Origin of the sequence: uncultured Flavonifractor sp., assembly GCF_944383115.1 — a bacterium.
GTDB lineage: Bacteria > Bacillota > Clostridia > Oscillospirales > Oscillospiraceae > Flavonifractor.
In genome coordinates, this window is record NZ_CALWOJ010000011.1 from 16,660 (window position 1) to 38,902 (window position 22,243).

Consider the following 22,243-nt stretch of genomic DNA (forward strand, 5'->3'; position numbering starts at 1 on the left):
AGATACAGGAGGAAACGCACATGGAAGAAAAACAAAAGACCCCCGGCGAGCTGCGGCGGGAAGCCCTGCTCTATCAGCCCAAGAACGGCTATGACCGCCTGAACCCCGCGGAAGAGGCGGATATGAACGCATATTGTGAGGATTACAAAAAGTTCCTGGACGCCGGTAAGACCGAGCGGGAGTGCGTGGACGAAACTGTCCGTCTGGCCGAGTACCACGGCTTTAAGCCCTTTGTCCGTGGCATGGTCCTCAATCCCGGCGACAAGCTGTACCGGGTGAACCGGGGCAAGGCCGTCATGCTGGCCGTTATCGGCAGCAAGCCCCTCAGCGAAGGCGTCAACATCGGCGCTGCCCACATTGATGCACCCCGGCTGGACCTGAAGCCCAACCCCTTCTATGAGGACGCCGAGCTGGCCTTCCTCAAGACCCACTACTACGGCGGCATCCGCAAGTACCAGTGGGTTACGATTCCTCTGGAACTTCGCGGCGTGATCGCTCTGAAGGACGGCTCCACCGTAAAGGTGTCCATCGGCGCCGGGGAGGGAGAGCCCCGCTTCACCATTGACGATCTGCTGCCCCACCTGGGCGCCGAGCAGTCCAAGAAGCCCCTGGGCGAGGCCATTCCCGGCGAGAGCCTGAACCTGCTCATTGGCAGCCGCCCCTTTGCCGGTGATGAGGGTTCCGACCGGGTGAAGCTGGCTATCCTGGACCTGCTCAACCAGAAGTACGGCATCGTGGAGGAGGACTTCATCTCCGCCGAGCTGTCCGCCGTGCCCGCCTTCAGGGCTGTGGACATCGGCTTTGACCGGTCCCTCATCGGGGCCTACGGCCACGACGACCGGGTGTGCGGTTTCGCCGCTCTGGCTGCCCTGTTTACCCTGGGCACTCCCGCCCGCACCGCCGTGTGTATGCTGGCCGACAAGGAGGAGATCGGTTCCGAGGGTGTCTCCGGTATGCGTTCCGCGGCCTTTGATACCTTCATGAGCGATCTGTGCGACGCCCAGCGGGTGACCCTGAAGGCCTGCTATGAGAAGTCCTTCTGCCTGTCCGCCGACGTGACCGCCGCCTTCGATCCCAACTTCGCCGACGTGTACGAGAAGCGCAACAGCGCCCGGGTCAACTACGGTATGGGCCTGTGCAAGTACACCGGCGCCCGGGGCAAGTCGGGGGCCTCCGATGCCTCCGCCGAGCTGGTGGCCTATGTCCGCCGTGTGCTGGATCAGAACGGTGTGGTGTGGCAGATGGCCGAGCTGGGCAAGGTGGACGCCGGCGGCGGCGGTACCGTGGCCTGCTATATGGCCGAGCGCGACATTGACACCATCGACGCCGGCGTGCCTGTTCTGTCTATGCACGCCCCCTTCGAGACCGTGTCCAAGCTGGACTGCTATATGACCTATAAGGGTATGCGGGCGGTTTACGAGGCCCAGTAATCGGCAATGTGGATGTAAAAAGGGAGCCCGGATCATTTTGATCCGGGCTCCCTTTTACGTTATCCGGGGGCGGTGCTGCGGCAGCGGGTGATCTCAAAGCCGCCGGTACAGGTGCGCCCCTCCGCCAGGGTGCGGGCGGCGTAGTCGTTGAAGTGCCACCACTCCGACTCCAGCGGGGTCATGCCGGCTTTGCGGAAGTACTCCCGCAGGGCGATGGCCGGGTCGTTCATGGTTGCGGCCAGGGTGGTTTTACCGGGGCCGGTGGTGGAGGCGGCGGCCATGCTCAGTTCATGGATGGGAGTAGGCATCTCATATTCCTGATACTCCACCGGCTTTAGATAGGAGTATCCGCCGGTGGTGCGCAGCTCAGTACGGGATACCTTCACCAGGCTCACATCTACCGCGAAGCCCTTTTGGTGGTTGGAATAGCCGGTGTTAATGAAGTAGGTCATGGACCAGGGGGGCGTGGTGATACCTGCCTTGACTTCCGGGTCACGCTCCGCCAGGGTGGTCAGGGCCTTGACCACAGCCCGCTGGGTGGCGTAGGGACGATAGGCCTCGTACAGTTTGAGGCTGTTGCCCTGGGCCAGGGCCTGCTGCTGGGCGGCGCAGATCTTTTTGGCGGTGGCGTAGAGTACCGGCATCAGGTATTGCTCTTCGTCAAAGCGAGGGTTGTACACTTTACCCTGATACAGCGCTTTGCCGGTAATGCCGGGAATGTCTTTGCCGGAACTGGTATACTGGGAGGCATAAGAATTGGTGGCGTCATATACGATAGAAGGGACCACATCGGGCAGATTGATCATACAGAACCGATGTTCCACCCACCCTACGCCATAGGCGGAGGACACCTTCCACCAACCGCCCTTTTCGCCCAAGACGGTAAAGGAGGTACCGGGGGCAAGCACTGCAATTGTCCCGGCATAGGGATCGGGCGAGGATTGTGGGGCAGTATGCACAGATGCGGAAAGGGTACGGGCAACAGCGACAGGTGCGGGGGAGGGGGATGGCTGGTCTGCGGGAGAAGCGGACGGCGATGCTTCTGCTGCCGGTATGGAGGGCGTTTCCGAATTTACAGGCACGGGTTCCCCGGTAGAACCAGGAGGATTGGATGTTGGGATTGCAGTAGGGGTGGACTCAGGTGTTGGCGTGGGAGTCGGTGTAGGCGATGGTGTAGGCGTGGGCGTAGGCGTAGGCGTTGGGGTAGGTGTCGGCGTAGGAATGGCCGGCCACAGCCCGATCTCCACCGCTGCATATCCGGTTGCGCCGTAGACAGGCAGCTCCAGACTGCCGCTCAGTTTTTGAAGGTCACGATCCAGCGTATGGTCCGCCTCCCAGACAGGAACGGATGGGGTGGGTTCCGGTGTGGGTTCGATACTGGGCAAGGAGGAAGGTGTGGGGTCAGGAGTGGGCTGGATCGACTGCACAGAGGATGGCAGGGGCGTGGAGGAAGGCTCTGGTTCGGGGGAAGGGCCGTGGCATGCAATAAGCAGGCCCAACATGCCCGATAAACAGAGCAAGGCGGCGCCTCGTCTTATCATAACAGATCTCCTTATTGTATTACAGCAGGTCCGTGATCCGGCTGACCACCGTGGCGGCCTCGGCCCTGGTGGAGGTCGCCAAAGGCATCAGTTCGTTGTTGTTGCCGCCCTGAAACAGACCGGCAGCAGTGGTGCGGGCAGCGGCTTCCAGAGCCCAGAAGGCAATGTCGCCGTCGTCGGAAAAGCCCAGGCCGTTTTCATCAGGCAGATCCAAATACCGGTCAATGATGGTCATCATCTCCTGGCGGGTGATGGGCTGATCGGGGGCAAAGGTACTCTCGCCGGTGCCGGATACCAGCCCCAGCAGGGCGGCGCTGTCGGTGTGGCGGGTCTTGTCGTTGGAGGATTTCATGACCACGCTGATGATCCGCCGTCCGTTCTTCACGGCGGTGGCACTGAGGCAGTAGCCGGCAGCGGAAATGGTGCCCGTTTTGAAGCCGTCCACGCCGTCATAGGCGTAGTCCAGGCCAGGCAGCAGTTTGTTGGTGTTGGGATACCACTTGCCGTTAAAGGTGACTCCGGTGAGAGAGGTGTAATCCAGAATCTGAGGGAAGCGGCTGATGAATTCCCGCACCAGAGTGGCCTGGGAGCGGGCGGTGAGATAGTGGACGTGAGCGCCGTGAGAATTCTCAAATTCCGCCGTCATGCCCAGGCGCTTGGCGGTTTCGTTCATCCGCTGGACGAAGGCCTCCTCGCTGCCGGAGATATACTCCGCCATAACGATACAGCTGGCGCTGGCCGAGGGGACCAGGATCAGCTTGAGCAAGGTATCCACCGACACGGAGGACCCGGCGGGCAGGGGAACAGAGGCGGGATAGCTTTTCCCGTCCCGGGATTTTTGAGCGTTTTCATCGCTGATGGATACCATAGTATCCAACGTCAGGTTGCCGGCCTCCAGCTCCTCAAAAATGATGTAGGCCGTCATGACCTTGGTCATGGAGGCGGGGACCCGCATGGTATCGGCATCCTTTTCGTAAAGGGCTTCGCCGGTATCATAGTCGATCACGATGGCGCTTGCAGCGGTGACAGAGGGGATGTCCGGTTCCTCCGCAGCCACGGCGGCAGTGGAAAGGAGTATGGACAACGTCAGCAACAGCCCCATGATACGGGTGAAACCATGTTTTTTACCAAGGTACATATGCGTCATCTCCTGTTCCGGCGGCAACGCGGCCGCACGATCTTACCTAATGAGCGTATGGCACATCTGGCTTTCTTTGTCAAACGCCGGTCAGATTGGCGACAAACGGTTACATTGAGATTTCGATTCATAGCGGAAAAGGGATGGAAATGCTTCGCTAAATATGGTATGATTAAAAATAACGGCCCTGCCGCGGGCAGCGATGCAGCGGCAATCGAACCGGGAGCGGATTCCTGAATCCGGAAAGACCGGCTCCCAAAATCGTGAATGGAGGAAGTTGCTTTGAGCTATTTGATGGCCATCCTCATGGGGATCATCCAGGGTGTGGCGGAGTTTCTGCCCATCTCCAGCTCCGGCCACCTGGCCCTGTTCCAGCAGTTCTTCGGCATGGAGAACATGGAAGAAAAGTACATGATGTTTACGGTCATGCTCCACTTTGGTACCCTGATCTCGGTGCTGGTGGTCTACTGGAAGGACGTGGTGGAGATGATCCGGGAGTTCTTCCTGGGCATTGCCGCCCTGGCAGGCAAGGACACCGGTACCCCGCCGCCCCCCGCCCGGCGGATGGTGATGCTGATCATCATTGCCACCCTGCCTCTGTTTGTGATGGTACTGCTCCAGGATGCGGTGAACGCCCTGTTTGCCAGTTCCATCATGGTGTCTATCGCACTGCTGGCCACCGGCTGCATCCTCTTTTTCTCCGACCGGCTGGCCCACGGCCGCAAGACTGCCAAAAACGCCACCATCACCGACGCGCTCATCGTGGGCTGCGGCCAGGCGCTGGCGGTGATCCCCGGCCTGTCCCGCTCCGGCACCACCATCTCTGTGGGTATGATGCGGGGCTTCGATCGGGCCTTTGCCGTCCGGTTCTCCTTCCTTATGTCTCTGCCTGCCATCGTGGGCGCCAATATTCTGGAGCTGAAGGATGCGGTGGAGAGCGGTTTTGTAACATCTGAACTGCCCATGTACCTGGTGGGTGTGGCGGTGGCTGCCGTGGTAGGCTATTTCGCCATTCGGTTGGTCAAGAGCCTGTCCGACAAGGGCAAGTTCGGCAAGTTCGCCTACTACTGCTGGGCGGTGGGCCTGGGCAGCCTGATCGCCGGAATTGTAAAGACTGTGGTGCTGAAATAAGCACTGCCGCTGTAAAGCGGGAAACCCGACCCTGAAAGGATCTGATACCATGGCCACAGCAAAAAAGAAAAGCACGGGAGGAAAGCGTACCACTGCAAACCGGTCTACCTCTTCCCGTACAACTGCCAGCCGGAAAAAAGCCGCCTCCCGTCCGGTGCGCCGGGAGGTGGGGGCTGTGGTGTGTCTGCTGTTGGCCATTTTTGCCGCCTTGGGCTACTTCCACATCCAGGCCATCTTTATCGACTTCTTCTGCGGACTGGTCAAGGGCCTCATCGGCTACGGCTACCTGCTGCTGCCGCCCATGCTGTTGGTGGCCAGCGGCATTCTGGCCTTCCACCGTGGCCGGCCGGTGCGGCTGCGGGTGTGGTGCGCTCTGCTGCTGCCGGTGCTGGCCGGCAGCTTTGCCCACCTTTTCCTGGCCAATGGCGTTTATGCCTGGAATCTGGACATGGTCAAGCTGCTTTGGGCGCAAGGGGAGAGCATGACCAGCGGCGGTGTGGTCAGCGGCATCATAGCTTTGGGCCTGACCGCCGTATTCAGTAAAATTGGCGCAGGAATTATTTTTACCCTGCTGGCTGTTGTTCTTCTAATGGTATGCTTTCGTATTTCACCTTCCGATGTGGTGGACAAGCTCCGTAGTCGCCCCAGAGTGGAATATGAGGAGGAGGAATTGCCTGAACCGCAGCCCAGACGCCGGCCCAAAGAACCGGAACCGGTTGCGGAGAACCGTAAACAGCCGCCGCAGATCGACATTCCTGTGGACGAAGGTCCCCTGGTGGGCAAGCGCCGGGAGGCCAAACCTATTATAAAAAAAGAGCGGTTCTTCAACCGTAAACCGTCGGTCCCCACTCCGGACCAAGTGCTGACCGGCGCTGCGGGACCGGAAACGGAGGCAGAGACTCCGGCACCGGTTGAAGAGGAGGCCGCACCCTTTGCTGTTTCTGCAGATACTTCTGCTGAGGTTGTCCATGCAGAGAGTCAGCCCCAGCCGGAACACCAGCCTGTGCCTGAAATTGTGCGGGAACCGGCGGTGCCGCCTGTGACCAGCAAGGCCCGGCAGAAAGAGGAGACTGCCCAGGCCGCTGCAGAAGTCGCTCAGGATATTGCTCGCAGCCTGGAGGAAGAGCCTGTGGTCTATCAGTATCCTCCCGTCTCTCTGCTGACCGAGGGGGAGGGTGTATCCAGCACCGACGTGGCGGGAGAATTGCGTGCCAATCAGGCCCGTCTGTCCGATACCATACGCTCCTTCGGCATCGACGCCAACATTTCCAATGTGACCCGTGGCCCGTCCGTCACGCGGTATGAGTTGGAACTGGACCAGGGCGTGCGCCTCAACAAACTGACCAACCTGGCTGACGATATTGCCCTGGCCCTGGGTGCTACAGGGGTACGTATTGCCCCTATTCCCAACAAGATCTCTATGGTTGGTATCGAGGTACCCAACCGTCTGGTGTCTCCGGTATACATCCACGACGTCATCGACTCCCGGGAGTTCCGGGACAACCCCTCCAAGGTGTCCTTTGCCGTAGGAAAGGACATCGGTGGCAACAACATCGTGGGCAACATTGCCAAGCTGCCCCATCTGCTCATCGCCGGTACCACCGGTTCCGGTAAGTCGGTGTGTACCAACTCCCTCATCATCTCCCTGCTGTACAAGGCCACCCCGGAGGAGGTCCGCCTCATCATGGTGGACCCCAAGATGGTGGAGCTGGGCATCTACAACGGCATTCCCCATCTGCTCATCCCGGTAGTCACCGACCCCAAGAAGGCGGCGGGCGCCCTCCAGTGGGCGGTGGTGGAGATGATGAAGCGGTACCGGGCGTTCTCCGAGATTGGCGTCCGGGATCTGGCCAGCTACAACGCCCATGCCGCCAAGAGCGACGACATGGAGAAGATGCCTCAGATCGTGGTGGTCATCGACGAGCTGGCCGACCTGATGCTGGTGGCAGCCAAGGAGGTGGAGGAATCCATCTGCCGGGTGGCCCAGATGGGCCGTGCTGCCGGTATGCACCTGATCATTGCTACCCAGCGGCCTTCCGCCGACGTGATCACCGGCCTGATGAAGGCCAACATCCCCAGTCGTATCGCCTTCGCCGTGGCCTCCTCTCTGGAGTCCCGCATCATTCTGGACACCACCGGCGCGGAGAAGCTGGTGGGCCGGGGCGATATGCTCTATTTCCCCCTGGGTTCCGGCAAACCCCAGCGTGTCCAGGGCTGCCTGATCTCCGATGAGGAGGTGGCCGCCGTGGTGGGCTTCATCAAGCAGAACAGCGGCGGGGCCGAGTACGATCAGGAGATCATGCACGACATCGAAAAGCACGCCGCCGAGAAGGAGAAGGGGAGCAAGGGTGTGGGCGGTTCCGCGCCGGAAGAGGTGGGCGACGACTACGACGAGTTGCTCCCCGCCGCCATCGAGGTGGTGGTGGAGACCGGCATGGCAAGCGTGTCCATGCTCCAGCGCCGTCTCAAGCTGGGCTACTCCCGTGCTGCCCGTCTGGTGGACCAGATGGAGGAGAAGGGGGTTGTTGGACCCTTCGAGGGTTCCAAGCCTCGCCAGGTGCTGATCACCAAGGAACAGTGGCAGGAGATGCAGTTCAAGCAGGACATGGCCGGCAGCGCGCCGGAGCCGGTGCCCGACGAGTTGGAGTTCGAGGGGGATGCCATCCCCCAGAGTCGGGACATGCCTCCCTTTGATATGGAGTAAATGCAAAAGGAGCGCAGTCAGCAGACTGCGCTCCTTTTGATGTATGAAAGGGTTGGGGGGATCAGAAATTGACCTCTTCACCGTAATAGATGCAGGTGAAGAGCTTGGCCATCGTCTCGGGATCAATGGGACGGGGATTGGAGCCGGTGCAGGCGTCGCCCACCGCGTTGGTGGCGATGGTGGTCAGCTTCTCCTTGAACTCGTCCTCAATGATGCCGAAGTCTTTCAGGGTGTTGGGAATGCCCATGGCGTCGTTCATGGAGCGGATCTTGGCACGCAGGCCCTCGACGCACTCCTCGACCGTACCAGTGATGCCCATGGTCTTCGCGATGTCGGCATAGCGCTCCGCCACGCCGGGCGCTTTCGAGTTGTAGGCGATGACGTAGGGCAGGTACATGGCGTTGGCCAGACCGTGGGTGATGTGGCCGGTGGAGAAGGCGGCGCCCGTTTTGTGGGCCATGGAGTGGACGATACCCAGCAGCGCGTTGGAGAAAGCCATACCGGCCAGGCACTGGCCATAGTGCATCTCCTCACGGCAGGTCATATCGCCGTTGAAGGATTTGAGCAGGTCGTGGTTTACGATGTCAATGGCTTTCAAGGCCAGAGGATCGGTAAACACCGTGTGCAGGGTGGACACATAGGCCTCAATGGCGTGAGTCAGAGCGTCCATACCGGTGTGAGCCACCAGCTTGGGGGGCATAGTCTCCGCCAGAGCGGGGTCGATGATGGCCACGTCGGGGGTGATGTTGAAGTCGGCCAGAGGATACTTGATGCCCTTCTGATAGTCGGTGATGACGGAGAAGGCGGTGACCTCGGTGGCGGTGCCGGAGGTGGAGGGGATGGCGCAGAACTTGGCCTTCTGCCGCAGCTCGGGGAAGGAGAAGGGGGTGATCAGATCCTCGAAGGTGGTTTCAGGATACTCATAGAAAGCCCACATGGCCTTTGCCGCGTCAATGGGGGAACCGCCGCCCATAGAGATGATCCAGTCGGGCTGGAATTCACGCATCACAGCTGCGCCGCTCATGACGGTCTCCACAGAGGGATCGGGTTCCACGTTCTCGATCAATTTGGTTTCAATGCCGGCCTCTTTCAAATAACCGACCGCCTTATCCACAAAACCAAACCGCTTCATAGAGCCGCCGCCCAATACCAGAACCGCACGGGTACCTTTCAGATTTTTCAAGTTTTCCAGGGCATTGGGGCCATAATAGATATCTCTGGGAAGAGTAAAGCGGGACATGATCAGAACCTCCGTATGTAATGTTTTTTAGATCGTTAAACAATTAACGATCTCTGGCATTTATTATGGCACATTGTTAATTCTTTGTCAATCAATTTCGGTAAAACTCTCTGTTCCAAACTTTGGGTTCTGCTTTTTATTTTGAGAAGTGCTATGTAGGGCGCACATATGTGCGCCCATTGTGTCTCTCAGATGACCAACGTGCCGCTTTCATCTTCCAGCAGCAAGAGAATGTGCTGCTGTTTACCGGTCTGCGCATTGACGTAGATCAACACATGACTGCCGTCCTGGGCCTGGCACTTGAATTCGTGGCATAGTACCTCGTATTCACCGCCGGTGGGAATGAGCGCCAGCTGATGCGAGAGAACGGTAAGAGAATCGTCCACCAATGTCTGGGCGGTCTGGGCGTCTACGGCAGGGGAGGGCAGGTCCCGATGTCCGTGGTGGGTCAGGTAGCCTGCCGACTCGAATCCCACGATGTCACCGGTATCCAGGGCCACCGATACCTTGACAAGATCCGGATAACAGTAGATCCCATTCTCCACTGGCGCAAAATTGACTGACAGTACGCCGTCCTGCTCCATAGAATAACTGGGGGACATGTGGGAATATCCTTTGGCGCGCAGAAAATCGGCGGCCTTTTTACAGCCATCGGTCCGGCTGATCGTGGGCGTGCCGGCGGTACGGGAGGTGAAGAGTTCCAGGATCTGCCTGCCCTGGCAGGTGACCTGGATATAGAGTTGTCCGCCGTCTACCAGCGCGGTAAAGCCGTAGGCAGGCAGATTGCCCTCAGAACGAGTGGTGAGGGTAAATACTTCAGGCCGGAGATCCAAGAAAGATGCGGCAGCCTGGCGGGCTTCCTCCTCGGTGACCTGGGGAAGCCCCTCCAGCATCTTGGGCGTGCGCCCATCCAGATGTTCAGAGAAAGGACCGTCATAAATCAAGGTCGGCACTTCAGGGAAGTCTGACTCCACGCTCTGGAAAGCGGAGCCGCCGGGGATCTGTTCATCGCTGTCCTGAGCGGCCAGCCGGTTCTGGGCCTCCTTCAGATCCTCCGGTCGAATGGCGCCTGAATTCAACTGGGCCTGAAGGGTTTCCAGGGTGAGAGACAGTTGGCCGGCTGCCTGGGACAGCTGACGCAGGGTGTCGCGGTGTTCGTCGCTGCAAACCAAATCCGTCGAGGTCCCCTGGGTCAGGGCCATGGCGTAGTCTCCTGCTCGTGCCAGAAAAGCGGCAGTCTGTTCCAGTTCTACGTTGCCGTAGGGAAGCTGCCCCAGTGCGGTCTGAGCGGCCTGGGCTTTGGAATAGGCCTGGGCGCACAGGGAGGCGAACAAGGCGGGAGAGGTGGCGTGACTTACTTTGGTCAGAGCTGTTTCCAGCTCCCCGGCAGCGGTGGTCAGCTCAGAAAAAGCGTAGAGGTAGCCATTGTCCAGCAGCCGCCGGTACTGAGCCGCCCGAACGTGTCCCTGAATGGCAAAGCCGGCTGTGGTAATAAAAGCCGCCGCCAGGAAGCTGGCAGTCAGTACCCGGATCTTCTGTTTTGACATAAAAACGCCCCCTTTTCCTCTAGTATGGGGAAAAGGGGGCATACTATGTGACACTTATTTTGCCAACTGGGCCATACCCAACTGAATGCGGCGGATAGACTCCTCTTTGCCCAAAATGTGGGCCAGCTCCACCGCGCCGCCGGGGGTGACCGCCTTGCCGGACAGGGCGGTACGCACCGGCCACATGATGCGGCCGTTCTTCAGCTCCAGCTTCTGAGCCAGGCCGATGAGGGCGTCGTGGATGGCGTCATAGGTCCACTCAGGCAGATTCTCCAGCACAGGCAGCACCTGCTCCAGGGCCTCCAGGGAGTTTTCCTCGTTGGTCTTCATCTTCTTGTGGCAGTACAACTCGTTGGAGTACTCCGGCAGGGCGTCGAAGAAGTCCACCTGGGGAGCGATATCCAGCCAGGTGTCGCACCGGGGCTGCACCAGGGGGGCGATGAGCTTCAGGTCGATGCCGGGGGTCTTAACGGCTTCCTTCAGATAGGGCTCGGCCCCCTCGTAGAAGGCCTCGGGGGAGAGGGCGCGCAGGTAGTTGGCGTTAAAATACTTCAGCTTCTCGATATCAAAGATGGCGGGGGACTTGGAAATGCCGCCGATGTCGAAGATCTCGGCCAGCTCATTGAGAGTGAAGAATTCCCGCTCGGCATACTCGCCTCTGGGAGACCAACCCAACAGAGTAACATAATTTACAACGGCCTCGGACAAATAACCCATGGCGATCAGGTCCTCGTAGGAGGGGTCGCCCTTGCGTTTGGACATCTTGTTGTGCTGATCCCGCATGACAGGGGAGCAGTGGATATAGGTGGGGACCTCCCAGCCGAAGCCTTCGTACAGCAGATTGTATTTGGGGGCGGAGGAGAGGTACTCGGAGCCGCGGACCACATGGGTGATGCCCATCAGGTGGTCGTCGATGACGTTGGCAAAGTTATAGGTAGGCAGGGCGTCCCGCTTCATGAGAACCTGGTCATCCAGGGTTTTGTTTTCCACAGTGATGTCGCCGAACACGGCGTCGGAGAAGGTGGTGGTGCCCTCGTCGGGAATGCGCTGGCGGATGACATAGGGTTCACCGGCGGCCACCCGGGCGCGGGCCTCCTCCAGGCTCAGGAAGCGGCAGGGGTCGGCGGCCCGGTCGAAGTCGCCGGAGTCCTCCTCCGACTCGGTCTTTTCGCAGAAGCAGTAGTAGGCGTGGCCCTTCTCCACCAGCAGCTCGGCGAACTTGCCGTACAGGTCCCGGCGCTGGGTCTGGATGTAGGGGCCTACAGGGCCGCCCAGATCGGGACCCTCGTCCCAGGTCAGGCCGCACTTGCGCAGCGTGTTGTAGATCACGTCGGTGGCGCCCTCCACAAGACGCCCCTGATCGGTATCTTCAATGCGGAGAATGAATTTGCCGCCGGCATGGCGGGCAATGAGCCAGGTATAGAGGGCGGTGCGCAGATTGCCCACGTGCATATAGCCCGTGGGAGAGGGCGCAAAGCGGGTACGCACGCCGTCATGTGGAATGCGCGCCTCCAATTCTTCAAACCAGTTCAGATCCATAGAGATCCCTCCGTTGATTATAATACCCGCCAAGCGGGGGTAAAATCGTAACTTTTATTCTACCGTTTTGGGGCTAGAATTGTCAATAGTGCGGCCCTGTTATTCTTGTCAACCGGCAGGAAATGTGGTATTATATCGTCAACTATGCGGAAATCTCTTGACAAGGGTGTGAACCTGTTATGGAAAAGAATAAAAAAGTCATCTTCAGCGGCATCCAGCCCAGCGGAGCCCTCCATCTGGGCAACTATCTTGGCGCGCTGCGCAACTGGGTAGCTATGCAGGATGAGTATGACTGTGTTTATTGTGTGGTGGATGAACACGCCATTACCGTTCGTCAGGACCCCGCCGCTCTCCGCCGTCAGACCATTGAGCTGTTTGCACAGCTGGTGGCCTGCGGTATCGACCCGGAGAAGTCCATCCTCTTCATCCAGTCCCATGTGCCTGCCCACGCGGAACTTGGCTGGGTGCTGGATTGCTATACCATGTTCGGCGAACTGTCCCGTATGACCCAGTTCAAAGACAAGTCTGCCAAACATGCGGATAACGTTAACGCCGGCCTGTTCACTTACCCGTCCCTGATGGCGGCCGATATCCTGCTCTATCAGACCGATTTGGTGCCGGTGGGGGAGGACCAGAAGCAGCATGTGGAATTGGCCCGCAACATCGTGCAGCGATTCAACGGCGTGTACGGCGACGTATTTACCATGCCGGAAGCCTACATTCCCAAGGTGGGCGCCCGTGTGATGAGCCTGAACCAGCCGGACAGCAAGATGAGCAAGTCCATCCCCGAGGGCTGCGTGTATCTGATGGACAGCCCGGACGATATTATGCGCAAGTTCAAGCGGGCCATCACCGACAGTGATACGGAGAACTGTGTGCGCTATGACCGGGCCAATAAGCCGGGTGTGGCCACCCTCATCGACATCTATGCCGCCATTACCGGCAGAAGTTATGAGCAGATCGAGGTGGAGTTTGAGGGGAAGGGCTACGGCGCTTTCAAGCCCGCTGTGGGCGAGGCTGTGGTAGAGCTGCTCCGGCCTGTCCGGGAGGAGACGGTGCGTCTGCTGGGCGACAAGGCCTATCTGGAAGGCCTGTACCGCGCCGGCGCGGAGAAGGCCGCCTCGGTGGCCCAGCGGACCCTGCGCAAGGTCCATAAAAAAGTGGGCTTCATCCCCCGCTGAGAGATAAAGGAGCATCTTTCCTATGCCAATCAATTCACAGCTTCCCCTGTTGGGGATGGTGGCGGCTGCTTTGGTGGTTGCGTTCCTGGTGGCCCTGATCGCCACGCCGGTGGTCAAGAGCCTGGCTTTTAAAATGGGTGCTGTGGACGTACCCAAGGACAACCGCCGGATGCACGACCACCCCATTCCCCGGATGGGCGGGCTTGCTATCTTCCTGGGATTTCTGCTCAGTGTACTGCTCTTTCTGGATCTGGACACCCAGATGCGGGGTATGCTGTTAGGTGCGTCAATCATTGTGGTTCTGGGCATTTTTGACGATATCTACAGCCTGGGGGCCAAGCTGAAGTTTCTCATTCAGATCGGCGCGGCCCTGGTGGCGGTGCTGTCGGGCAGTGTGATTGAGACGCTGTCAAATCCCAATGTATTTTCTTCCAATCTCTATTGGGATCTGGGATGGTTGTCCATTCCTGTAACGGTGCTGTGGATCGTGGCCATCACCAATGCCGTCAACCTCATTGACGGCCTGGACGGCCTGGCCTGCGGCGTATCTACCATCAGCTCCATGACCCTGCTGGTCATTGCCCTGGTGGTCAGTGAAGGCGATGTGGCGATCCTGATGGCCGCTTTGGCGGGCGGTTGTATTGGCTTTCTGCCCTACAACATGAATCCGGCCAAGATCTTTATGGGGGATACCGGCTCCACGTTCCTGGGCTACATCCTGGCGGTGGTGTCGGTCCACGGACTGTTCAAGTTTTATACCATCATCTCCTTTGCCGTACCCTTCCTGATGCTGGGCCTGCCCATCTTTGATACCTGCTTTGCTTTTATCCGCCGCATTGCACACGGACAGAGTCCCATGCACGCCGACCGCAGCCATGTGCATCATCGGCTTATCGATATGGGATTTAACCAGAAGCAGGCGGTGGCTGTGCTGTATATCATCAGCGCCATTCTGGGCTTGTCCGCCGTGGTACTCACCACCAGCGGGCCGGTAAAGGCCATGCTGCTGCTTATGGCCCTGTGCTTTGCAGGGGCGATTGCCGGCCACATTTTCCTGAGCAACAACCGCAAAGAACAGGAGCGGGAGAAAGAGACGGAACACGCAAAGGAGAAGGAGGGGAAGGAGCCATGAAGGATGTCCGGGTCATGACCATCTTCGGCACCCGACCGGAGGCCATTAAGATGGCCCCTCTGGTTAAGGAACTCCAGAGTCGCCCTCACATCACCTCTATCTGCTGCGTGACCGCCCAGCACCGCCAGATGCTGGACTCTGTGCTGGATATCTTCGGGCTGAAACCGGAGTACGATCTGAATATCATGGAACCCAGGCAAACCTTGTCCACCATCACCACCAAATGCCTGCTGGGTATGGAGGGGGTGCTGGATCAGGCGAAACCGGATTTGGTGTTGGTCCACGGCGACACCTCCACCACCTTCGCCGGCGCACTGGCCGCCTTCTACCATCAGGTCAAGGTGGGCCATGTGGAGGCCGGCCTGCGGACCTGGGACAAGTACTCCCCCTTCCCGGAGGAGATGAACCGCAAGCTGGTGGGCGACATTGCCGACCTGCATTTCTGCCCTACCCCCGCCAACGTAGCCAATCTGGCCCGGGAGGATATCACCGACGGGGTGTTTATCACCGGCAATACCGTCATCGATGCCCTCAAGACAACGGTTGTAAAGGGGTATCACTTTGCAACTAAACTGCTCAATGAGCTGGACTATGAACATAAGAAGGTCATCCTGGTCACCTGCCACCGGCGGGAGAATTATGGCCAGCCCATGGCCAATATCATGACTGCCCTCCGCCGGGTGGCTGAGACCTTTGCGGATGTGGAACTGGTGTATCCGGTTCACCTGTCTCCCGTGGTGCGGGAGGCGGCGGCCAAGTATCTGTCCGGCCACGACCGCATCCATCTCATCGATCCTCTGGACGTGGAGGAGATGCACAACCTGATGGCCCGGTCCTATCTGGTGATGACCGACTCCGGCGGCTTGCAGGAGGAGGCCCCCGCCCTGGGACGGCCTGTGCTTGTCCTGCGCCGGGAGACCGAGCGGCCTGAGGCCGTGGAGGCGGGCACCGTGAAGATCGCGGGCACGGAGGAGGAGACCATCTTCCAGATGGCCTCCCAGCTGCTCACAGATTCGGAGGCCTACCATGCCATGGCCCACGCGGTCAATCCCTATGGAGACGGCTTTGCCTGCCGGCGCATCGCCGACGCCATTGAGTGGCAGTTCGGCCTGCGGGAGGAGAAACCCGAGGAATTTGGCGTGTAAGCCTGCCTGGTTTACAAATCGATCCCCTGGTCGGGCCTAAGGAGGGAGCGGCATGGAACGGCGCAATCGGAATATCCTGGTGGTGCTGATTGGCATCGTCATAACCGTCGCCATGCTGTCCAGCTTTGGCCTTGTACTCTTTGCGCCCGATACGGCCAAGATTCAACTGCCTACCCCTGCTGCCAGCCAGACACCGCAGCCGGCAGGAGAGGAAGACTTTTTGCGGGTGGAGATTACGCCCGAAACTGTCCAGCATGTGGTGGAAAATACGCTGGCACGTCCGGACAGCTATGGCCGCACAGTTACCGTTGAGGATTTCTGGGGCGAGGGTGAGAGCGGTGTGACCCGGGCCACAGTATGGGTGGACGGCGGGTGGACCCATACCACCGCCACATTGCCTGGCGGCACGGTTCGTCACTCTATTGTAGGGGACGGCCAGTTCTGGCTGTGGTATGAGGGGAGCAGCCGCGTACTCACCGGAGCGGCGGAGGACGATTCTGCCGATTTGGAGGGTCAGCGCATTCCCACCTATGAAGATGTTCTCAAGTTGAAGAAATCGGATATTGCCGACGCTGGCTACATGGACAAGGAAGGCGTGACCTGCATCTATGTAGAAACTGTTCCGGATAGCCTGGGCTACACCGAACGATACTGGATCTCGGTGGAGAGCGGACTTTTGGCCTGTGCGGAGACCCGGCTGGAAGGACAACTTACCTATCGAATGAGCGCCTTTGCGGTGGACCGGCCGGTGCCGGGCGACGCATCCTTCACGCTTCCGGACGGCACAGTCCTTCATGAAGTGCGTGCCTAGGTTATTAACCCAATCCCATCAACAATACCAAACCCAGGGTGATGACCAACTCCATGTCGTCGCCCTCCAGGAAGAGGAAGAGCAGGATAAGCAGAAGCAGCACGTCGCCGGTATCTAAGTTGTCCAGCTTCAGACTTTTCAGCAGATCACCCAGCGCCCCACCCTTCTTTTTGCCCCTCGCTTCCGGGGGGCGCTTCTCTTCCCGGGGTGGGGAAGAGGGTGGCCCGTCTTCCTGGGAAATTCTGGTATAGGAGGTGCCGTTGGGGATGTAGCGGTTATACATCGTCGTCCTCCTCTCCCCGGTCACGGAACATTCGCAGCGCCGTTCGGATCACCCGGGTAAGTCGGGCGATCCGAACGGCCTGATCCATCTTCTCCTGCCGCGACGGCTTGAGAAAGGGCTTGAGTGCGGTCAGCAGAGCGGTTTTTTGGTCGTCCTGGGCGGAATATTCCGACAATAAGCCCATCCCCATTTGAAGGAGCTTGGGGTCCAGATCGGACAGGGCGGACAGGGGAGAGGGTGCGGAATGCTCCTCCGACGGCGGCGTTTCCGTGCCAGGTTCTGCAGAAGGATCGGAGTTTTCCTCCTGTTTGCCGGAAAGAGACTGTGCCAGAGCTGTAATTTGCTTCATGGCCTGGGGATTGCCCAGGATTTGGTTAAGTTGTTCTTCCCACTGAGCCATGAGCTATCCCTCCTTAGCGTATGATCAGGGCTGTTTGGGCGCAGTCTGATTGAGACGCTCCACCAGCTGCGCGCCCTCCGGGCTTTGCATGACCTGGCGTACCATATTCAGCAGAGCTTTGGTATCCCCCAGGGCGGCGGAAGCAGCGGCGGTTTTTAAGTTGCCGCCCGAGTTCTGGTTGAGCAGTTCCATGAGACGCTGTGCGTCGGCGGAATGGATCACCTGCTCCAACAGAGCCCGGTTTTGTTCCAATGCGGCGGTGGGGTCGTTGTTCTTCTGCGTCATACGATCAACTCCATCTCTAATATATAGTGACGTTCACTTCATTATATGTGCTGTCAGGGAGAAGGTGCCTGCATGAAGATCCTGATTTTTTCTGATTCTCACGGCAATGTGGCAAATATGGAGGATGTGGTGCGGCTGGAGAGCCCGGACCGTATCCTCCACCTGGGGGATCTGGCCCGGGACGCCGAGGATCTGGCCGCGAAATTTCCCCACATTCCGGTGACCTATGTGCCGGGCAACTGCGACGGCCGGCGGCCCGACTTGCCGGAGGAGCGCATTTTCACCCTGGATGGCTGTAAGATCCTGATGACCCACGGACACATCTACCATGTCAAACTGGGCATGGGCATGGCGGTACGGGCAGCTCGGGAGGCGGGAGCCCATTTACTTCTCTTTGGGCATACTCATGAGGCGTACTGCCAATTTGAAAACGGGTTGTGGATCGTCAATCCCGGTTCGGTAGGTACCTTTGGGCAGCATACCTACGCCGTAGCCGTGATAGAGGACGGCGGCGCGGTATGTTATCTCAGCCACTTATAAGAAAGGGAAGGGATCTCTATGTTGCTGGTGGTAGATGTGGGAAACACCAATATGGTGTTTGGTATCTATGAAGGGGTGGAACTGAAATGCAGCTTCCGTACCATGACGGACAGCGAACGTACTTCCGACGAGTTGGGCCTGCTGGTATGCCAGTATTTCCAGCGGTTTGGCCTGGAACTGGAGCAGATCGAGGACGTGGTCATCGGTTCGGTGGTACCTCAGGTGATGCACACCTTGACCAACGCAATGAAAAACTATGTGGGCAAGACGCCGCTGATACTGGACGACGGGCTGGATCCCCGGCTGCCCTATGTACCCTGCGCCAGTGAGGAGCGGCTGGGCCCGGACCGGGCCGCGGCGGATGTGGCGGCTATTGCAAAGTATGGCGCCCCCCTTATTGTGCTGGACTTCGGCACCGCCACTACCCTGGATGCGGTAAGCCGGGAGGGAGTGTACCTGGGAGGCTGCATCACCGCCGGGGTGCGGGTGTCAATCGATGGCCTGTTCCAGAAAACCGCACTGCTGCCCCGGGTGGAGCTGGTAAAGCCGGACACTGTGCTGGGTACCACCGCTGTGGGCCAGATCCAGGCGGGGGCGGTGATGGGCTACATCGGCGCTATCGAGTACCTGATCCGACAGGCCAAGGCGGAGATCGGCGAGCCGGATGTGAAGGTGATCGCCACCGGCGGCCTGGCCCGGATGGTGGCCGAAAACACTGACCTGATTGACGTAGTGGACCCCCAGCTGGTGCTGGATGGACTGCGTATCATCTATGAGCGGGAGCAGGGCCGCTGAGATTCTGAAAAGCGCAAAAATTCCTGGGTACATATAGTACCCAGGAATTTTTATCTTGATTTTCTTTATTCGCTCAAGAGCATCCGGTCGCTCTCAACATGGAATTTATCCAGCAGATCCTGAACCGTCAGATTTTTCTTCTCCTCGCCGCGGATATCCGCCACGATACGGCCGGAGTCCATCATGATCAGCCGATTGCCGTGGGCGATGGCATCCCGCATATTATGGGTAATCATCAGGGTGGTCAGTTTATCCCTTCGGACAATGGTTTCGGTGATCTCCAGCACTTTGGCGGCGGTCTTGGGGTCCAGGGCGGCGGTGTGTTCGTCCAGCAGCAGCAGCTTTGGCTTTTTCAGGGTAGACATCAACAGCGTAAGCGCCTGTCGCTGACCGCCGGAGAGCAGCCCCACCTTGCTGGTCAGCCGATCTTCCAGGCCCAGGCCGAGAATAGCCAGCTTTTCCCGATACAATTTCCGTTCTTCGTTATTGATACCGTAGCGCAGACCCCTTGCTTGGCCGCGACGATAGGCGAGAGCCAGATTCTCTTCAATGCCCATTGTGGCGGCGGTACCCATCATGGGATCCTGAAAGACCCGGCCGATGAACTTTGCCCGCTTGTGTTCCGGCAGGCGGGTCACATCCTGGCCGTCGATGGTAATGGAGCCGTCGTCAACAGGGAAAACTCCGGCCACCAGGTTGAGCAGAGTGGATTTTCCCGCGCCGTTGCCGCCGATGACCGTGACAAAATCGCCGTCCTCCAGGGTGAGCGACAAACCGTTAATTGCCTTTTTTTCGTTGATGGTACCGGCGTTGAATGTTTTGTAGAGATTACGAACTTCAAGCATTGCGGCCCACCTCCCTCCGGACTTTCTTGGTAAAGTATTTGCCTTTCCAGTACGGAATGGTAAGGAACAGAGCCACCACCAGAGCGGAGAGCAGCTTCAGGTCGGTAGACTCCAGACCCAGCCGGAGTACAAATTGCAGTACGATGTAGTAAATGATGGAGCCGATGACAGCGGAGAGCAGTTTCAGGGCAAAGTTGCGGAACACTTTGCCCAGCAGCACCTCGCCGATAATAACCGCGGCCAGGCCGATGACAATGGCGCCCCGGCCCATATCCACCGTGGCGCTGCCCTGGTATTGGGCCAGCAGGGCGCCAGACAGGGCAACCAGACCGTTGGACACCACCAGGCCCAGCACCTTACACCAGTTGGTGTTGATACCCTGAGCCCGGGCCATTGCCTGGTTGGCGCCGGTGGCCCGGAGGGAGCAGCCCAATTCAGTGCCGAAGAACCAGTAGAGCAGGGCGATGAGTACCACGGTGGCAATGACCAGCAGGAACAGCGGATTGCTGAGATCCACTTCCCGGACATAGCGGGAGGAGACCAGCAATTCCTGCCTGTCAACACTGAGGGCCAGAGTGGCCTTGGTACTGGCGCCGCTGCCGATGGCCATGATGCGCAGGTTGATGGAGTAGAGGGCCAGCTGGGTCAGGATGCCCGCCAGAATGGCGGGGATCCCGCAGGCGGTGTGCAGCATACCGGTGACCAGTCCGGCAATCATACCGGCAATAACAGCCATCAACAGGGCCAGCCAGGGATTCCAGCCCTGGCTGATGCACAGAGCGGCGACTGCGCCGCCGGTGGCCAGGGAGCCGTCCACCGTCAGGTCGGCAACATCAAGAATGCGGAAGGTGATGTATACCCCGATGGCCATGATGCCCCAGGCAAACCCCTGCCCGAAGGCGCCGGGCAGGGAATTGAGAAATGATAACAGCACGTCCATGTTGTTCTCTCCAATCATTTAAGCTCTCCGGCACAACGCCGGAAAAGAGCGGAGAAGGGGAGTCCCTTCTCCGCCCTTTTGATGCAAGTCAGGCGATGGGCTCGTAGCCGTCAGGCATGGTCAGTCCCAGCGCCTCGCAGTTGGCGGCGTTGTACATCTTGGTGACGTTGGGGGCGTACTGCACAGGCATGGTGGAGATGTCCGCCTCGCCGGTGAGGATTTGGGCGGCCATTTCGCCGGTGGCATAGCCAATGTCATAATAGCTGATGGACAGCGTGGCCACGCCGCAGCCGGAACACAGGCCGGATTCGCCGGTGACGACAGGTACGCCGGCGGGGAGGACCACGTTGGCAATGGTCTCCGTGTTGGCGGCGGCAGTATTATCGGTGGGGATGTAGATCACGTCGGAGCCGTCGCAAGCGGTCTGAGCCACCGAGGACAGGTCATTGACGTCGGTAAAGGCGTATTGCGTGCAGGTATAGCCCATCTCTTCCAGGTAGCCTTTGATGGTGTCCACCTGATAGACCGAGTTGGGTTCGCCGGAGCAATAGAGCAGGCCCACGGTTTTAGCGTCGGGGAAAAGCTCCTGGAGCATGGAGGCTTGCTGATCCAGAGGGGCCAGGTCGGAGGTGCCCGAGATGTTGCCCCCTACGGTACCCGTCCAATCCTGAATGGACAGCGCGGTGGCATAGTCGGTAACCGAGGTGCCCAGAATGGGAATATCCGCGGTGGCGGAGGCAGCCGCCTGCAGAGGATAGGTGGCGTTGGCCAGGATCAGATCCACGCCGTCAGCCACAAAACCATCCATGATGGTACCGCAGTTGGCATATTCGCCGCCGGCGTCCTGCTCCTGGAAGGTGACCTGACCGGGCAGCTTCTCATTCAGGGCGTCCTTGAATCCCTGGGTGGCGGCATCCAGTGCATCGTGGGTCATTTGCTGACAGATGCCGATGGTATAGCTTTCGCCGTCGGTGGGCGTTCCGCCGGAAGGTGTATCGGAAGTACCGCCGCCGCCGCATGCGGTAAGCGACAGAGCCATAGCGCCGGTGAGCAGTCCGGCCAGAATACGCTGATTCATATGATCGACCTCTTTTCCTTATGTGCTTCCTGGTGGTGAAAATGGAAGCACTTCTTACTGCTTTTGCAGTTTAGCACTTAAAAGAGCAAAAGTCAAGTATGATATTTTTTTGACGATGTTTGTGCAAAAAAGGGGAGTGCTGCAAGAATTGCAGCACTCCCAAAGTAGTTATCAGAAATCAGTTCATCTGCTTGCGGCGGGACAGGTTGATGGTGCCGTCCTGCATGGAATCCACGTCGTCCAGGCTCTTGCCGGTGCCGTAGGCCACGCAGGAGATAGCGTCGTCAGCCACATGGGTCTCGATGCCGGTGTGGGACTCGATGAGCTTGTCAAAGCCCCAGACCAGGGAGCCGCCGCCGGTCATAACGATACCGTTGGTGGAGATGTCGGCCACCAGCTCGGGGGGCGTGCGCTCCAGCACGCCATGGATGGCTTCCAGAATACGGGTGGAGACCTCCTCGAAGGCCTCGATCATCTCGCTGGAGGACACGGAGAACACCCGGGGCAGGCCGGTCATCAGGCAGCGGCCCTTGATCTC

The 22,243-nt window shown here is 59.0% G+C and carries 21 protein-coding genes; 9 read left to right on the forward strand and 12 right to left on the reverse strand.

Annotated features, from left to right (window positions below):
* The first annotated feature begins 20 nt into the window (after positions 1-20).
* Positions 21-1,430: an aminopeptidase gene (locus tag Q0K43_RS02570; RefSeq protein ID WP_297289005.1), complete on the forward strand. Its 1,410-nt coding sequence runs from the start codon at positions 21-23 to the stop codon at positions 1,428-1,430.
* Between the two features lie 59 nt (positions 1,431-1,489).
* Here the strand turns inward: Q0K43_RS02570 and Q0K43_RS02575 are convergent, their stop codons facing one another.
* Positions 1,490-2,512 (reverse strand): SH3 domain-containing protein, encoded by a 1,023-nt coding sequence (locus tag Q0K43_RS02575; RefSeq protein ID WP_366086123.1) that lies wholly within the window; start codon positions 2,510-2,512, stop codon positions 1,490-1,492.
* Positions 2,513-2,990: 478 nt separating this feature from the next.
* Positions 2,991-4,109 carry a D-alanyl-D-alanine carboxypeptidase family protein gene (locus Q0K43_RS02580; protein WP_297289007.1) on the reverse strand — a complete coding sequence of 373 codons (1,119 nt, stop codon included), beginning with the start codon at positions 4,107-4,109 and terminating at the stop codon, positions 2,991-2,993.
* 282 nt (positions 4,110-4,391) lie between these two features.
* Between Q0K43_RS02580 and Q0K43_RS02585 the strand changes: the two genes are divergently transcribed.
* Positions 4,392-5,240, forward strand: coding sequence for an undecaprenyl-diphosphate phosphatase (locus Q0K43_RS02585; RefSeq protein ID WP_297289008.1), 849 nt, complete (start codon positions 4,392-4,394; stop codon positions 5,238-5,240).
* 49 nt (positions 5,241-5,289) lie between these two features.
* The gene (locus Q0K43_RS02590) at positions 5,290-7,944 is read left to right on the forward strand and encodes an FtsK/SpoIIIE family DNA translocase (RefSeq protein WP_297289009.1); all 2,655 of its coding nucleotides are present in this window, start codon (positions 5,290-5,292) and stop codon (positions 7,942-7,944) included.
* A gap of 61 nt (positions 7,945-8,005) precedes the next feature.
* Here Q0K43_RS02590 and Q0K43_RS02595 read toward each other — a convergent pair whose 3' ends face one another.
* The 3 genes from Q0K43_RS02595 to gltX all read right to left on the reverse strand — a co-directional run bounded on the left by Q0K43_RS02595 (position 8,006) and on the right by gltX (position 12,270).
* Positions 8,006-9,184, reverse strand: coding sequence for an iron-containing alcohol dehydrogenase (locus tag Q0K43_RS02595; protein ID WP_297289010.1), 1,179 nt, complete (start codon positions 9,182-9,184; stop codon positions 8,006-8,008).
* A 188-nt stretch (positions 9,185-9,372) separates the two neighbouring features.
* Positions 9,373-10,731 (reverse strand): PepSY1/2 domain-containing protein, encoded by a 1,359-nt coding sequence (locus tag Q0K43_RS02600; protein ID WP_297289011.1) that lies wholly within the window; start codon positions 10,729-10,731, stop codon positions 9,373-9,375.
* 54 nt (positions 10,732-10,785) lie between these two features.
* Entirely contained in the window at positions 10,786-12,270 is a 1,485-nt protein-coding gene (gltX, locus tag Q0K43_RS02605) for a glutamate--tRNA ligase (protein WP_297289012.1), read from the reverse strand.
* A gap of 179 nt (positions 12,271-12,449) precedes the next feature.
* Between gltX and trpS the strand changes: the two genes are divergently transcribed.
* The 4 genes from trpS to Q0K43_RS02625 are packed head-to-tail and all read left to right on the forward strand — an operon-like array spanning position 12,450 to position 16,539.
* Positions 12,450-13,451, forward strand: coding sequence for a tryptophan--tRNA ligase (trpS, locus tag Q0K43_RS02610; RefSeq protein WP_297289013.1), 1,002 nt, complete (start codon positions 12,450-12,452; stop codon positions 13,449-13,451).
* Positions 13,452-13,473: 22 nt separating this feature from the next.
* Positions 13,474-14,583, forward strand: coding sequence for an MraY family glycosyltransferase (locus Q0K43_RS02615; RefSeq protein WP_297289014.1), 1,110 nt, complete (start codon positions 13,474-13,476; stop codon positions 14,581-14,583).
* Entirely contained in the window at positions 14,580-15,728 is a 1,149-nt protein-coding gene (wecB, locus tag Q0K43_RS02620; protein ID WP_297289015.1) for a non-hydrolyzing UDP-N-acetylglucosamine 2-epimerase, read from the forward strand. The genes Q0K43_RS02615 and wecB overlap by 4 nt, the downstream gene beginning before the upstream one ends.
* Before the next feature lie 52 nt (positions 15,729-15,780).
* Entirely contained in the window at positions 15,781-16,539 is a 759-nt protein-coding gene (locus Q0K43_RS02625) for a hypothetical protein (protein WP_297289016.1), read from the forward strand.
* A 4-nt stretch (positions 16,540-16,543) separates the two neighbouring features.
* Here the strand turns inward: Q0K43_RS02625 and Q0K43_RS02630 are convergent, their stop codons facing one another.
* The 3 genes from Q0K43_RS02630 to Q0K43_RS02640 are packed head-to-tail and all read right to left on the reverse strand — an operon-like array spanning position 16,544 to position 17,507.
* Complete coding sequence (locus Q0K43_RS02630; protein ID WP_297289017.1) at positions 16,544-16,822, reverse strand: hypothetical protein; 279 nt, start codon at positions 16,820-16,822, stop codon at positions 16,544-16,546.
* On the reverse strand, positions 16,815-17,222 hold the full coding sequence (locus tag Q0K43_RS02635; RefSeq protein WP_297289018.1) for a hypothetical protein: 408 nt from the start codon (positions 17,220-17,222) through the stop codon (positions 16,815-16,817). The genes Q0K43_RS02630 and Q0K43_RS02635 overlap by 8 nt, the downstream gene beginning before the upstream one ends.
* Positions 17,223-17,246: 24 nt before the next feature.
* A complete protein-coding gene (locus Q0K43_RS02640) occupies positions 17,247-17,507 on the reverse strand; it encodes a hypothetical protein (protein ID WP_297289019.1) in 261 nt (86 codons plus the stop codon).
* A gap of 72 nt (positions 17,508-17,579) precedes the next feature.
* Here Q0K43_RS02640 and Q0K43_RS02645 point away from each other — a divergent pair, with 72 nt between their 5' ends.
* Together Q0K43_RS02645 and Q0K43_RS02650 are read left to right on the forward strand one after the other, a co-directional pair.
* Positions 17,580-18,047, forward strand: a complete 468-nt coding sequence (locus Q0K43_RS02645; RefSeq protein WP_297289020.1) for a metallophosphoesterase family protein — start codon at positions 17,580-17,582, stop codon at positions 18,045-18,047.
* 18 nt (positions 18,048-18,065) lie between these two features.
* Positions 18,066-18,842 (forward strand): type III pantothenate kinase, encoded by a 777-nt coding sequence (locus Q0K43_RS02650; RefSeq protein ID WP_297289021.1) that lies wholly within the window; start codon positions 18,066-18,068, stop codon positions 18,840-18,842.
* Positions 18,843-18,907: 65 nt separating this feature from the next.
* Here the strand turns inward: Q0K43_RS02650 and Q0K43_RS02655 are convergent, their stop codons facing one another.
* From Q0K43_RS02655 to Q0K43_RS02670, 4 genes are all read right to left on the reverse strand, one after another.
* Positions 18,908-19,687 carry an ABC transporter ATP-binding protein gene (locus Q0K43_RS02655; protein ID WP_297289022.1) on the reverse strand — a complete coding sequence of 260 codons (780 nt, stop codon included), beginning with the start codon at positions 19,685-19,687 and terminating at the stop codon, positions 18,908-18,910.
* A complete protein-coding gene (locus tag Q0K43_RS02660; RefSeq protein ID WP_297289025.1) occupies positions 19,680-20,627 on the reverse strand; it encodes an ABC transporter permease in 948 nt (315 codons plus the stop codon). The genes Q0K43_RS02655 and Q0K43_RS02660 overlap by 8 nt, the downstream gene beginning before the upstream one ends.
* 88 nt (positions 20,628-20,715) lie before the next feature.
* On the reverse strand, positions 20,716-21,705 hold the full coding sequence (locus tag Q0K43_RS02665) for an ABC transporter substrate-binding protein (protein WP_297289023.1): 990 nt from the start codon (positions 21,703-21,705) through the stop codon (positions 20,716-20,718).
* 178 nt (positions 21,706-21,883) lie between these two features.
* Positions 21,884-22,243: rod shape-determining protein (locus Q0K43_RS02670; RefSeq protein WP_297289024.1), on the reverse strand; the 360-nt coding region annotated here is incomplete at its 5' end.

Bases quoted from the DNA above. Each gene is read 5' to 3' on its own strand.
- Q0K43_RS02570 (WP_297289005.1), top strand. From the start codon at position 21: ATGGAAGAAAAACAAAAGACCCCCGGCGAGCTGCGGCGGGAAGCCCTG.
- Q0K43_RS02580 (WP_297289007.1), bottom strand. From the start codon at position 4,109: ATGTACCTTGGTAAAAAACATGGTTTCACCCGTATCATGGGGCTGTTG.
- Q0K43_RS02590 (WP_297289009.1), top strand. From the start codon at position 5,290: ATGGCCACAGCAAAAAAGAAAAGCACGGGAGGAAAGCGTACCACTGCA.
- Q0K43_RS02595 (WP_297289010.1), bottom strand. From the start codon at position 9,184: ATGTCCCGCTTTACTCTTCCCAGAGATATCTATTATGGCCCCAATGCC.
- Q0K43_RS02600 (WP_297289011.1), bottom strand. From the start codon at position 10,731: ATGTCAAAACAGAAGATCCGGGTACTGACTGCCAGCTTCCTGGCGGCG.
- gltX (WP_297289012.1), bottom strand. From the start codon at position 12,270: ATGGATCTGAACTGGTTTGAAGAATTGGAGGCGCGCATTCCACATGAC.
- trpS (WP_297289013.1), top strand. From the start codon at position 12,450: ATGGAAAAGAATAAAAAAGTCATCTTCAGCGGCATCCAGCCCAGCGGA.
- Q0K43_RS02615 (WP_297289014.1), top strand. From the start codon at position 13,474: ATGCCAATCAATTCACAGCTTCCCCTGTTGGGGATGGTGGCGGCTGCT.
- wecB (WP_297289015.1), top strand. From the start codon at position 14,580: ATGAAGGATGTCCGGGTCATGACCATCTTCGGCACCCGACCGGAGGCC.
- Q0K43_RS02625 (WP_297289016.1), top strand. From the start codon at position 15,781: ATGGAACGGCGCAATCGGAATATCCTGGTGGTGCTGATTGGCATCGTC.
- Q0K43_RS02630 (WP_297289017.1), bottom strand. From the start codon at position 16,822: ATGTATAACCGCTACATCCCCAACGGCACCTCCTATACCAGAATTTCC.
- Q0K43_RS02635 (WP_297289018.1), bottom strand. From the start codon at position 17,222: ATGGCTCAGTGGGAAGAACAACTTAACCAAATCCTGGGCAATCCCCAG.
- Q0K43_RS02640 (WP_297289019.1), bottom strand. From the start codon at position 17,507: ATGACGCAGAAGAACAACGACCCCACCGCCGCATTGGAACAAAACCGG.
- Q0K43_RS02645 (WP_297289020.1), top strand. From the start codon at position 17,580: ATGAAGATCCTGATTTTTTCTGATTCTCACGGCAATGTGGCAAATATG.
- Q0K43_RS02650 (WP_297289021.1), top strand. From the start codon at position 18,066: ATGTTGCTGGTGGTAGATGTGGGAAACACCAATATGGTGTTTGGTATC.
- Q0K43_RS02655 (WP_297289022.1), bottom strand. From the start codon at position 19,687: ATGCTTGAAGTTCGTAATCTCTACAAAACATTCAACGCCGGTACCATC.
- Q0K43_RS02660 (WP_297289025.1), bottom strand. From the start codon at position 20,627: ATGGACGTGCTGTTATCATTTCTCAATTCCCTGCCCGGCGCCTTCGGG.
- Q0K43_RS02665 (WP_297289023.1), bottom strand. From the start codon at position 21,705: ATGAATCAGCGTATTCTGGCCGGACTGCTCACCGGCGCTATGGCTCTG.